The sequence below is a fragment of the Sulfolobus sp. B1 genome (genome assembly GCF_007050195.1).
Lineage (GTDB): Archaea > Thermoproteota > Thermoprotei_A > Sulfolobales > Sulfolobaceae > Saccharolobus.
In genome coordinates this window covers 1-12,448 of record NZ_QIMI01000044.1, presented here as the reverse complement: position 1 = coordinate 12,448, position 12,448 = coordinate 1, and the positions used below count along the sequence as shown (strand labels likewise).

Genomic DNA, 12,448 nt, shown 5'->3' with positions numbered 1-12,448 from the left:
TAATATGCTTATACCATTATTGTCATTCATTTATTATATTATTAGATTTAAATAATAATATATATCATACTAACATAGTAAAGTCAAAGTAAACTAACTAGAATTAGATATAATAAACTTTTCGCTTATAGGCATGTTTGATTGCAAAGTCATATATGATTAAATCCTTACTAAATGGAAAAATAATTACGATCTCTTTATACGATTGTCCCTTTAAATAAAGTTTAATAAGAATCAAAATGAATTAAAATTCACATGAGAGCTGCAGTTTTTAGGGGAGTTAATAAACCCTTAGACCTAACTGAAGTTTCAGATCCAAAACCAAAGGGTGACGAAATATTAGTGAAAGTAGCATCGACTGGAATTTGTCATAGTGATTTACACTTAATTGATGGAGAGCTAGTTGGTCCTCTTCCGAATGGGTTTATCATAGGTCATGAAATATCCGGTTGGGTAGAGGAATTAGGAAGTGATGTTAAGAATCCTTATGGATTAAAAAAGGGAGATCCAGTATTAGTCTCATGGATAGTACCTTGCGGAGTTTGCAGAAATTGTGCGAGTGGTAAAGAAAACTACTGTAAGAATGTAGCAAGTAAGTTAGTAGGAATTTTAGGAATCAATGGAGGACATGCTGAATACGTTTCAGTCCCTGAAATAGCTGTAATACCTTTAGCTAAAAATTTAGATCCTTATATTTCATCTCCAATAGCGTGTGCATATGGTACTGCGTATAATGCATTAAAAAGTGCTAAATCGACCAGCGGGAATAGTTTAGTGATCATAGGTGTAGGTGGCGTAGGTTCAGCTGCATTACAATTGGCTAATGCGATGGGGCTTTATCCCATCATAGCTGTTGATATCAATGAAAATAAACTTGAAAAAGCTAAGGAACTGGGAGCTACTTACGTTATTAATCAGTTAAATGAGGATACTAGATCTAAAATTATAGAAGTGTTAGGCGGTGGGGCTGATATTGTGTATGAGACTAAGCCAAATCCGGACTTGAGGTTATCCCTAGAAGTAGTTAAAGCTGGTGGGAGTATAGTTGTTACAGGATTAGGCGGTTTCACTCATTTAGCTCAAATACCTATAACTTATGTAGTATCCAATGGAATAAATATCATAGGAAGTTTAGGTTACAGACCTAGAATTGATCTACCAGAAATAGTCTCTCTAGCCTCCTCGGGTAAAATAGATATAAGGAAGTTGATATCGCATGTATATTATCCTGAACACATAAACGAAGCCTATGAGAATTTAAGGAAAGGTCTGCATATTAGAGCTGTTGTTAAGTGGAACTAAACTTTATTTGCTATGAAGTTCAATATTTTTTATGTATTCCTTAAAAGATAAGGTAGTTGTTGTAACTGGTTCTGGCAGAGGTATCGGTAGGGCTATTGCTGTAAGACTTGCTAAGGAAGGTAGCTTGTTAGTTGTTAATGCTAAGAAGAGGATTGAAGAAATGAATGAGACAATAAATATTATAAAGAGCGTAGGTGGAGAAGCTATTGGTGTGTTAGCAGATGTTTCAACTAGAGAGGGTTGTGAGACACTGCTTAAGGCTACGCTAGAAAGATATGGAGTTGTTGATGTTTTTTGGCAACTGCTTCTGGCATCGAGGCCCCTCCACCTCCTACTAATATTAATGAACTTAGATCTCTTTTCTCTATTCCTTGTACAGTTAGCAGATCAACTACCATAGTTGAAATGTTAGTCCAATGTGTTACCCCGTACTTTTCAATAGCTTCTATTGCACTCTCCTTATCCCATATCGACATGAGAACTATGGTACCACCTATATACAGTGGTGCATTTAGACTATGAACAAATCCAGTAACGTGAAATATAGGTAATGATGCCAAGGCTACTGATGATGGAGTTAACATGTTCCACACTACTGAACCTAACACAGTTGGCCATATAGTAGAATGTGTATGTATGCATCCCTTAGGAAAGCCTGTTGTGCCAGAAGTATATGGAATAGCAGCGATGTCATCTGACGTAACTTCAATAGGTGGTAAAGGCTTTTCGCTAAATGCCTCATTCCACTTTATTACATCACCCTCTATTTCTGGTTCCTTTTGCATAAGGGGATGGACTTTAATTTCTGGATTAGGAGGTAAGTAATCCTTGAATTTTCCTACGATTATATATTTGATATTAGTGTTTTCTTTAGCCTTTAACACTTTAGATAAGTATGAGGAGAGTGTTACAATCGCTACAGAGCCGGAATCCCTAAGTATATAATTCAATTCATCCTCCGATATTAAAGGATTAATTGGGACCATTATTGCGTTAGCCCTTAATATTCCAAAATATGATATTATCCATTGGACCGAATTAGGCATGAAAATTGCTACTCTATCCCCTTTTCTTATCCCTAAATCGTTATGTAAGAAAGACGAAAAACTTGATATATCTTCCCATAGTTTCTTATATGTTATCCTATTACCATAATAGATTATTGCTGGTTTATCAGGATACCGTTGAGCAGATACCTCAACGATATTAAATAGAGGTACTCTAGGATAATCTAAAGTTTTAGGTAATTTTGAAGGCCAAAACTTAAACCAAGGTCTATTCATATGATATGCTTTATAACTAGTTGTTAATAAAGCTTACATAAAAATTGAGAGAAAGTTTATATGTTAATAAAACGATAAAAAATCGTGGCTAAAATTCCACTTGTTGGAAAGGAAAGTATATCTCCAGAAGATATGGGTTTCACGTTAATTCACGAACATTTAAAGGTTTTTAGTGAGGCAGTAAGATTTCAATGGCCTCATTTATACAATGAGGAAGAGGAATTTAAAAACGCTGTAGATGAGGTGAGAAAAGCGATGAACTATGGTGTAAAGACGATAGTAGACCCTACTGTGATGGGATTAGGAAGGGATATAAGATTTATGGAGAAGGTAGTTAAAGAAACTGGGATAAATTTAGTGGCAGGAACTGGGATATACACTTATACTGATTTACCCTTTTACTTTACTCAGAGATCAATCGAGGAGATAGCTGAACTTTTCATACACGATATAAGGATAGGTATTCAAGGTACTGATAATAAGGCTGCTTTTATAAAGATAGCAGCTGATGAGCCGGGTATTACTAAAGATGTAGAGAGGGTTATTAGAGCAGCAGGAATTGCCCACAAAGAGACTAAAGTCCCCATAATTACACACTCAAATGCTCATAATAATACTGGAATGGAACAGCAGAGAATATTGATGGAAGAAGGTGTTGATCCGGGCAAAATTCTGATTGGACATTTAGGGGATACTGAGAACGTGGAGTATATAAAGAAAATCGCTGATAAAGGGTCTTTCGTTGGTTTAGATAGGTATGGATTAGACTTGTTTTTGCCAGTAGAAAAAAGAAATGAGGTATTGATTAGATTAATAAAAGATGGTTATGCAGATAAAATAATGGTATCTCATGATTATTGTTGTACCATAGATTGGGGAACAGCCAAACCAGAATATAAACCTAAACTAGCCCCTAGGTGGAGTATGACCCTAATATTCACAGATGTAATACCTTCATTAAGGAAGTCGGGAGTTAAAGATGACGTAATAGAGTTAATATTTGTAAATAACCCAGCCAAGCTTTTCAGCTAATAATATTTATTAGTGTTCCTATTTTTTCCACGTAAAGTTCTATTGTGCTATTAGGCTTCAACGATTTACCAATATCAATACCAGTACATCCGGATATTGTCCCACTACCAAATATGTCCCCTGGTCTAATGTATTCGTCTTGAGAAACATAGGCTATCATGTCATCGAAAGTCCATTGCATATCTTCAGCCTTTGTATCACACCACGTCTCTCCATTTACTTTAACGTAAGACCTTAAACCCTTGATATCTTGTAACTCATCCTTAGTAACTATCCACGGTCCGAGACCATTAGCAAAATCTTTTCCCTTAGCAGGACCTAGTAACCCTTTCATCTCCATCATCTGAATATCCCTAGCACTAAAATCATTAAATATAGTGAAACCTAAAATGTAGCTCTTTGCTTTATCCTTTGGTATGTCTTTTCCTTTTTTGTATATTATAGCTGCAATTTCAAGCTCTAAATCTACTTGTTTAGAGTACTTTGGCCAAGGCACTACTTCCATATGACCATAAAATATTGTTGGATCTCCCTTGTAATATATTGGTATCTTAAACCACTCTTCTGGTATTTGCTGACCTCTCCTCCTATAAGTTGCTTCAACGTGACCTCTAAAAGCTAAAAAATCTCTCAGCATATTAGCCCTCTGTAACGGGGCTTTAAGCTTTACTTCACTTAATTTGATTAGGTGTTCCTCTCTCTTCTTCACCCAATTTATCATTTCATGGATCAATTCAATACCCTTATCTCCGGCTTGAAGAACTCCTAGCATATCGGAAGGTGCTAGAGCGTTACAATATCTATCGGCGAAAATCTCATCTTCCCCCTTTTCCAGTAGCATTGAATAACAAGTGTCATTGAGGTCAATTACGTAGTTTTCATTTATTATTACACCACTTCTTATCCTATTCCCCCTTAGAAAGCTGAGTAGTTTCATGTAGATATATTTAGTAAGAAAAGGAATATATTTTATGATGGAAATTCCCTTTAAGTTTGAGAGAATTACTGATAATGTTTACGCTTTTATTCAAGGAAACGGCGATTGGTTCTTAAGTAATGCAGGGGTAATTATAGGAAAGGAATATGCGATTGTCGTAGATTCTCTCACGAACGATAAAATGGCAAGGAACTTTATTTCGCAAATAAGAAGGGTTACCGATAAGCCAATAAAGTTTTTAATAAATACACACGAGCATGAGGACCATTTATGGACGAATTATCTATTTAACGCTATAACAATATGTCATATTAATTGTAGGAAGAAGACGTTAGAGGGTATGAAGAGGGGAACAAATCCCTTTCAAAACCTATTTTTTAATGTTGATTTCTCTGGATGGAAATATGTACCTCAAGACCTAACATTACGTGATGAAATGAGCATCTTTATTGATGATAAAGAGATAAAAATTGTTTACGTAGGTTACGCTCATACTACAAGCGATGTTTATATCTATCTACCAGATGAAAAAGTAGTATTTACCGGTGATTTGTTATTTTCTCCACCTTGTACTCCTTTTGCTCTAATGGGAAATATTCAAGGGTATATAAATGCATTAGAAAGCTTGGCTAGTCTAGATGCTGAAGTATTTATACCGGGACATGGAGAAGTGGCGTATGATAGAAAAGCACTCTATGAGTCTAGGGATTACTTGATCTTTGTTAGAGACGAAACAAGGAAGATGATCAAACAAGGTATAGAAGATCCAATAAAAGCTTCTTATCAGATTAACTTAGGTAAATATGACTCATGGATTAATAGAGAGAGGATTGTAGGAAACGTGGCACGAGCTTACAGTGAGTTGACTAAAACAAGATTAGAAAATGTTAATCAAATATTGTTAGAAATGGTCAAGTATAGAGCTAAATCGTAGAATGTTCACGTCATTATGTAGTTTACAGATTTTATATCGTTACGTTTATTGTTAATTAAAATACTAATGTCAAAAAGTATCTATTCAAGAATTTGGTGTGAGGTTTTGTAGTAGTCTTTAAAGTTTAATGATGCTCTTCCTACTGATGTCTTTTATTTAGCTAAATTTTAAATTGTGAACAGTGTATATGCCTTATAATGATAATAACTATACCATTACCAATGCAAGGTCCGCCTCACTTCATTAATTCCTATCTAATAAAGGATGGAGAAGATAGTGTATTAATAGATACCGGATTGCCTACTGAAGAAGATATAATGACTCTTACATCCTCTTTAACTAAATATAGATATCCAAGGAATGTGATAATAACACATTATCATCCAGATCATATTGGGCTAGTTAGACTTTTTAAAAATTCAAATATAATCATTCATGAAAAAGAATTGGAATTTATTCATTATTTATTAAGTCCAGAATATTCTAAAGATATTAAAGAGTACTTATCGTCTAACGGATTTCCAGATCAAGTGATAGATAGAATGCTGAGAAATAGAGAAAGGTTTAATGAAATAATAAAAGGCGTAAACTTTATCACTGTGAAGGATGGTGATAAAATAGAAATTAATGGAACTAGAGCCGAAATATTGTGGACACCTGGACACACTGTTGGACATATATGCTTAATGTATGATCATTCATTATTTTGTGGGGATCATATCTTACCGGACATAACGCCTAACGTATCTCTATTAAGGAAAGACGATAATCCCTTGAAAGCTTACTTGAATAGCTTAGAGAAGATCAAATCACTAAATGTAGACGTAATTTATCCCGCTCACGGAAAGGCCTTTAGTAACGTTAAAGAGAGGATTAGAGAGATTATAGGGCATCATGATAAAAGGTTAGATGAGATCATAAAAATAATTAGAGATAAGAGAAAAGCCAATGCATATGAGATAGCAACGGGCATTTCGTGGTATAAAAAATGGGATGAACTTTCATCATTCGATAAACAGTTAGCTTTAGGAGAGACAATGTCCCACTTGAAGTATCTTGTTGAGAAAGGTTCTATAAGTGAAATAAAGATTAATAATTCAATTTATTATACTATATCTACTTGATACAAAATAAGTAATGTATCAAAAAGTATATGTAAATACGTATGAGTTTACTTTTTAACCTTTGGCTGTTAATTTTAATTAATGAAGGTAGAAGACATTAAGAAAATCCTGATTATAGGAGCCGGAACGATGGGTCATGGAATAGCTGAAGTCGCAGCGATAGCAGGTTATCAAGTATACTTAAGTGACGTTTCCCAAGATATATTGAATAATGCCATTGAGAGGATTAAGTGGAGTTTGAGTAAACTTCAAGAAAGGGGACAATTAAAGGAAAGTGTCGACACAATTCTATCCAGAATAAAAACAGTAGTGGGTTTAGATAATACTGTAAGTGACGCCGACTTCTCTATAGAGGCTTCACCTGAAAGGTTAGACATTAAAAGGCAAGTGTTCTCCAAACTTGATGAGTTATTACCGAAACACGCTATATTGGCGACGAATACTAGTAGTCTACCTATTACTAAAATAGCTGAAGCGACGAAGAGACCGGAAAAAGTAGTTGGGATGCACTTCTTTAACCCACCTGTGTTAATGCAATTAGTAGAGGTTATGAAAGGAGATAGAACCAGTGATGAAACGGCTAAGATAACGTATGATTTAGCTAAAAGGTTTGGAAAACAACCAATTATGATTAACAAGGATATTCCAGGTTATGTAGTTAATAGAATTTTAGGTGGGATTAATCTAGCATCATGTATCGTTGTGGAGAAGAAAATTGCTGACTTTAGAGAAGTTGATGCGGTAGCTAGGTATAAACTTGGATTTCCTATGGGCGTTTTTGAACTCCTCGATTACACTGGAATTGATGTAGCTTATTACGTTTCGAAATCTAGAGAGGAATTGGGAATTAGGGACGACGTGCCTATCTGTAGCTTAATAGAGGAAAAGTTTAAGAAAAATGAGTTAGGCGTAAAGACTGGCAAAGGATTTTATACTTATCCAGCTCCAGGTAAATACATTAAACCAGAAATACCAAAGGAGTTGGCTGATAAGCTAAATCCTGCGTTACTTCTAGCTGGCGCCATAAACGAAGCGTCAAGATTATTGAGAGAGAGTGTAGCTAGTAGAGATGATATAGATCTAGGAGTTAGATTAGGCTTAGGATTTCCTAAGGGCATTTTCCAATACGCTGATGAATTAGGAATTGATAATGTAATTAAAGCTCTAGACGAACTAAAAACTTTGTCAGGATACCAAGTTTACTCACCAGACCCACTTTTGACTCAAATGGCTAGTCAAGGTAAATTAGGTATAAAAAGCGGAATAGGCTTTTACCAATATGGTAAGGTTGAGGAAAAAAGGCTTAATACGATTATTGTTAGAATTGAGCCTCCGTTAGCATGGATCGTTTTGAATAGACCAGATAGGTTAAATGCCTTAAATGCAGAGTTGATAAGCGAACTAGATAAGGTACTGGATGAGTTAGAAACTAACAATGAAGTAAGAGTCGTAGTAATAACTGGTAACGGTAGGGCATTCTCTGCTGGAGCTGATATAACTTCGTTTGTAACATTAAGACCTATTGATGTAATAAGATTGAGAACCTTGAGAAATGTGTTAAATAAAATCGCGTTATATACTAAACCAATCATAGCTGCTCTAAATGGGTTCGCATTAGGTGGAGGACTAGAATTAGCCATGGCTTGTGATATAAGGATTGCCTCTGAAGTAGCTCAACTAGGCCAACCAGAGATTAACATAGGGATAATTCCAGGAGCAGGAGGTACTCAAAGACTTCCAAGGCTTATAGGAAAGGGTAGGGCAAAATTAATGATATATACTGGTGATATGGTTAGTGCAGAAGACGCATATAAAATGGGCCTGGTTGATGTGATAGTTCCTGCAAATAGATTTGAGGACGAAGTTAGAAGAGTAGCATTAAAGATAGCCGAGAAGTCCCCACTCTCATTATTAGCTGCTAAATTGGCAATAGAATTAGGCTATGAGTCAAATATATGGACAGGGCAGACATTGGAGTCTACATTGTTTGGCTTACTATTTACTACCAAAGACGTAGAAGAGGGTGTAAGGGCTTTCTTGGAGAAAAGGAAGCCTCAATTTAAGGGAGAATAATAGAGAAAAGTAATAAATTTTTTCTCTTCAGTTTATTTTATTATAGACATACTTATTTCTTTAAGAAAGCATTACTAAATGAAAGACAAACTATTCATAAAATTTTAGTTATCATCATTTTATAAACTCGTAAAGTATATGTTATTTGATGTTTTATTCATAATTTCTAATACCCTATAGTCGGAGGGTACATTAGAGTTTCTAAGCTCTAACGTTAATGGCTTAAATGGTATCAAAGTTAGGTGAGTGATAGGTTGGGTAAGATATACTCCATGAAGCTTACACTTAAGGAGTTTAGTTTGCTTAAATAGCCCGGGAAATAAAAAACGCGAGGATTGAATACCATGACTATTAAAGGCAGATCTCCATTATCCTTTAGGCATTCCTAATATAACTTCTCCCAATAAGTTACGTAGTATTTCGGAAGTACCTCCAGCTATTGTTATTGATCTAGAAGCTAACAGACCATAAGTAAATTCTGGATTGAAACCAGCTTGTCTCTCCATAATCAGAGCATCAACTCCCATATTGCTCACTGCAATCTCATAAGCCTTCTGTATGCTCTCGGAAGCTACAAGCTTAATTACAGCAGCCTCTGGTCCAACTACATATCCCTTCTTTATTCTTTCTAATAACCTCCTGTAAAAAGATCTTAATGCTACTACATCCTCAGCCAGATTAAACAGCTGTTCATTGGAATATTTCTTTGATACATCTCTTAAAATTCTCTCTACAGCAAATAATATTGTACCAATATTAAATCGTTCATAGTTTAGAGTCGACATCGCTACCTTCCAGCCTTCACCTATTTTTCCCACTAAGTTCTCCTTTGGAACTTTAACGTTATTAAAGTATACTGTATTAAATTCGGATCTTCCGGTTATTTGCCTAATTGGACTAACCTTAATTCCTTCACTTTTCATGTCAACAATTACCATGGTCATTCCCTTATGCCTCTCTGAAGGATCTCCAGTTCGACCTAAAAGTAGGCAATAGTCTGCTATGTGTGCATAACTACTCCATATTTTCTGACCATTCACTAAGAAATGATCCCCCTTATCCTCAATCTTAGTCTTTATCCCAGCTAAATCCGAACCTGCATGAGGTTCAGAAAACCCTTGGCACCATATGTTTTCAGCAGTTAAAATTTTCTTTATGTATTTCTTCTTCTGTTCTTCAGTACCATTAAGTAAAATAGTAGGTCCAACTACTGATACACCTAAACCTAAATTAGCATATGGTAATCCAGCCTTAGCGAATTCTTCTCTTACAATGATTTCCTTTAACGGGTCTTCTCCCCAACCACCATATTCTTTAGGCCAAGAAACGCCTAAATAACCTGCTTCATAAACTTTTCTTTGCCATTCTCTTAAGGCAGTTACAGATGCTGAATCCCCCTTATTTTTAATCTCCTCCGGAACGTTTTTCTCGATCCATTCCCTAACATTATTCCTAAATTTTTCTAATTCCTCCTCATCTCTCATAATTCCCATCTCAAACTATTTTGTAAAGTAATCTTTGTACTTTTCCTTTAAAACCTTTTTATCAAACTTTCCAACGCTAGTTTTAGGAATTTCCTTAACGAAAACTATATCGTCTGGCAATTGCCATTTAGCAAACCTCTGACCTAAATATTTTACTAAATCCTCCTTGGATACTTTACCTTCAAACTCTGGTTTTAATATTACAAAAGCCAAGGGTCTTTCGCCCCACTTTGGATGAGGGACTCCAATCACAGTAGCTTCAGATACTGCTGGATGAGTCATCAAATAATTTTCTAGGTCTACAGTGCTTATCCATTCTCCACCACTTTTTATTACATCCTTAATTCTATCCACTATTTTTATGTATCCCATTTCGTCTACGACGGCTAGATCGCCCGTTTTCCACCACCTATCAACCCCATCACCAATAAAAGACTCTATAGTTCTAGGATCGTTATAATAAGATGCTGTCACCCAAAATCCCCTTACCAAGATCTCTCCAACGGTCTTCCCGTCGTGAGGTACCTCGTTTCCCGTAACGGGATCAACTACTTTCACATCTACGCCAAAGCTAGGTATTCCTTGTTTTCTCAGTAGATCAGTTAATTGTTCATTAGAATACTTTTCTCTCACTTTAGGTTTAACAACACTACCAGTTACAGAAGGAGTTGTTTCTGTAGTACCGTATCCTTGGCCTACTTGTATTCCAAAACTCATTAAGCCTATAACTAGGCTTAAAGGAGGTTCACTACCACCTATTAAAATCCTCGTGTTAGTGAAAACTGGTTTCTTCTCCATTTTCATTAAATAATTTAGAATAGAGTTAAATATTTCAGGAACTCCAGCAGTAACTGTGACCTTCTCGTTTATCATGAGATCTACTAAGTGTCCTACATTTTCTAAAGTGTACCTACCGGGAAAAACTAACTTAGAGCCTACAAGAGTAGCCCCCATGAAGCCTAACCAACCATTTACGTGAAACATGGGGACTAGTTGCATAAATGTATCATCAATTGTTAAATTCCTCGATATTACCAGAGTATTAAGAACTATAGATCTATGAGAATAGAATACTCCTTTAGGGTCACCAGTAGTTCCAGTAGTATAAGCAGAGTAACAAGCAGTCTTTTCATCAAACATAGGTATTTCATAATTACTATTATTTTCATTGATTAGTTCTTCATAGTTATGCACTCGTTGAAGTTTAGTTTCTATCCCTTTAGAAATAATTATGAATTCTTTCACTTTTATGTTGTTGGCTATACTTTCTATGATAGGTAAGAAATTTTCATTTAGTATTATCAAACTCACACCAGAGTGGTTGATGATTTTAGCTGACTGTAATGGATGAAGTCTTGGATTTAATTCTACCATCACAGCTCCTACTGCTGGGATAGAGAAATATAGTTCATAGAATCTATGTGTGTTCCATTCAAGAACACCTATTCTATCACCCACTCTAATTCCTAAAGACTTTAAGGCGTTAGCAAACCTCTTAATTCTATCATAAGCTTGAGAGTAAGTATATCTAAAAACCTTTCCATCCATCTCTCTTGAGACGATCTCTTGCTCTCCATACCACTTAGCTGTGTGAGAAATTATCTGTGTGACATTCATTTGATAGTCGTCCATCATAGTAGATGGAAAACCCTTTATAATTTCCATGGTGAAAGTTATGTTATTTTTGATTTTTAAGTTTTTTCTAATCCTTTAAGCAAAAATTTTCAAAATGAGGAAAGCCTAGCACTTTAAGAACGGAAAGCTTTAAAAATTCATTTTTCTAAGGGAAGGAGATCTATGACTCTCTTGATTTCTCCTCAGATGAGGTATGTAATCTCGAATCGATGAGAGTAACCATCATGGCAGGGGGGGAGTCAGACCAATCTGAAAAACGGGTACTTCTTACCGTTTACGTTAACGAAGGTTACTTTAACCCTCCTACCTATATCTACTTCATTCTCGTCACCAATTATATTGGAGTAAATCTTGAATCCCTCATCCAGCTCAATTATCCCGTAAATCACCTTTTTATCGTATATTTTTGTCATAGCAAATATCTTACCCATTCCTCTGCTCTCCTTGATTTCAAGATATTTATTACCACACTTAGGGCATATAACTCTGGGATAGTAGAATTTATGACCACATTTTCTACACTCAATAAATGGCAAGATTTCTTTTTCAAAATACTCAAAGTACTTCTTTCTTACCTCTTCATCTTTCATCATTTTTTCTCACCTAAGACTAAAGTAACTGAATGTCTTCTACTCCACCATCCT

Annotated in this window: 9 protein-coding genes and 2 pseudogenes; 6 read left to right on the top strand and 5 right to left on the bottom strand. The window is 35.4% G+C overall.

Features of this window, described 5'->3' with window-relative positions; genetic code table 11:
- Window positions 1-255: 255 nt before the first annotated feature.
- Window positions 256-1,302: an alcohol dehydrogenase catalytic domain-containing protein gene (locus DMP16_RS04640; RefSeq protein WP_143576933.1), complete on the top strand. Its 1,047-nt coding sequence runs from the start codon at window positions 256-258 to the stop codon at window positions 1,300-1,302.
- 31 nt (window positions 1,303-1,333) lie between these two features.
- Window positions 1,334-1,696: pseudogene (locus DMP16_RS11550) on the top strand (SDR family NAD(P)-dependent oxidoreductase); the annotation flags it as partial.
- On the opposite strand, the pseudogene DMP16_RS11330 reads toward DMP16_RS11550, so the two are convergent.
- Window positions 1,581-2,585 (bottom strand): annotated as a pseudogene (locus DMP16_RS11330) (AMP-binding protein); the annotation flags it as partial. The pseudogenes DMP16_RS11550 and DMP16_RS11330 sit on opposite strands and share 116 nt — an antisense overlap.
- Window positions 2,586-2,669: 84 nt before the next feature.
- On the opposite strand from DMP16_RS11330, the gene DMP16_RS04625 reads away from it, so the two are divergent.
- The gene (locus tag DMP16_RS04625) at window positions 2,670-3,617 is read left to right on the top strand and encodes a phosphotriesterase (protein ID WP_255446800.1); all 948 of its coding nucleotides are present in this window, start codon (window positions 2,670-2,672) and stop codon (window positions 3,615-3,617) included.
- Here DMP16_RS04625 and DMP16_RS04620 read toward each other — a convergent pair.
- A complete protein-coding gene (locus DMP16_RS04620) occupies window positions 3,610-4,554 on the bottom strand; it encodes a fumarylacetoacetate hydrolase family protein (RefSeq protein WP_069282807.1) in 945 nt (314 codons plus the stop codon). The genes DMP16_RS04625 and DMP16_RS04620 overlap by 8 nt on opposite strands.
- A 37-nt stretch (window positions 4,555-4,591) precedes the next feature.
- Here DMP16_RS04620 and DMP16_RS04615 point away from each other — a divergent pair, with 37 nt between their 5' ends.
- From DMP16_RS04615 to DMP16_RS04605, 3 genes are all read left to right on the top strand, one after another.
- A complete protein-coding gene (locus tag DMP16_RS04615) occupies window positions 4,592-5,488 on the top strand; it encodes an MBL fold metallo-hydrolase (protein ID WP_069284638.1) in 897 nt (298 codons plus the stop codon).
- 194 nt (window positions 5,489-5,682) lie between these two features.
- On the top strand, window positions 5,683-6,612 hold the full coding sequence (locus DMP16_RS04610; protein ID WP_143576930.1) for an MBL fold metallo-hydrolase: 930 nt from the start codon (window positions 5,683-5,685) through the stop codon (window positions 6,610-6,612).
- An 81-nt stretch (window positions 6,613-6,693) separates the two neighbouring features.
- Window positions 6,694-8,685: a 3-hydroxyacyl-CoA dehydrogenase/enoyl-CoA hydratase family protein gene (locus DMP16_RS04605; RefSeq protein ID WP_069282809.1), complete on the top strand. Its 1,992-nt coding sequence runs from the start codon at window positions 6,694-6,696 to the stop codon at window positions 8,683-8,685.
- A 368-nt stretch (window positions 8,686-9,053) separates the two neighbouring features.
- On the opposite strand, the gene DMP16_RS04600 is transcribed toward DMP16_RS04605, so the two are convergent.
- The 3 genes from DMP16_RS04600 to DMP16_RS04590 all read right to left on the bottom strand — a co-directional run bounded on the left by DMP16_RS04600 (window position 9,054) and on the right by DMP16_RS04590 (window position 12,394).
- Window positions 9,054-10,172, bottom strand: coding sequence for an acyl-CoA dehydrogenase family protein (locus DMP16_RS04600; RefSeq protein WP_185957813.1), 1,119 nt, complete (start codon window positions 10,170-10,172; stop codon window positions 9,054-9,056).
- Window positions 10,173-10,184: 12 nt separating this feature from the next.
- The gene (locus DMP16_RS04595) at window positions 10,185-11,834 is read right to left on the bottom strand and encodes a long-chain-fatty-acid--CoA ligase (protein ID WP_143576929.1); all 1,650 of its coding nucleotides are present in this window, start codon (window positions 11,832-11,834) and stop codon (window positions 10,185-10,187) included.
- 209 nt (window positions 11,835-12,043) lie between these two features.
- Window positions 12,044-12,394 carry a zinc ribbon domain-containing protein gene (locus DMP16_RS04590; RefSeq protein ID WP_069284640.1) on the bottom strand — a complete coding sequence of 117 codons (351 nt, stop codon included), beginning with the start codon at window positions 12,392-12,394 and terminating at the stop codon, window positions 12,044-12,046.
- Window positions 12,395-12,448: the final 54 nt, after the last annotated feature.

Bases quoted from the DNA above. Each gene is read 5' to 3' on its own strand.
- DMP16_RS04640 (WP_143576933.1), top strand. From the start codon at position 256: ATGAGAGCTGCAGTTTTTAGGGGAGTTAATAAACCCTTAGACCTAACT.
- DMP16_RS04620 (WP_069282807.1), bottom strand. From the start codon at position 4,554: ATGAAACTACTCAGCTTTCTAAGGGGGAATAGGATAAGAAGTGGTGTA.
- DMP16_RS04615 (WP_069284638.1), top strand. From the start codon at position 4,592: ATGGAAATTCCCTTTAAGTTTGAGAGAATTACTGATAATGTTTACGCT.
- DMP16_RS04605 (WP_069282809.1), top strand. From the start codon at position 6,694: ATGAAGGTAGAAGACATTAAGAAAATCCTGATTATAGGAGCCGGAACG.
- DMP16_RS04595 (WP_143576929.1), bottom strand. From the start codon at position 11,834: ATGGAAATTATAAAGGGTTTTCCATCTACTATGATGGACGACTATCAA.
- DMP16_RS04590 (WP_069284640.1), bottom strand. From the start codon at position 12,394: ATGAAAGATGAAGAGGTAAGAAAGAAGTACTTTGAGTATTTTGAAAAA.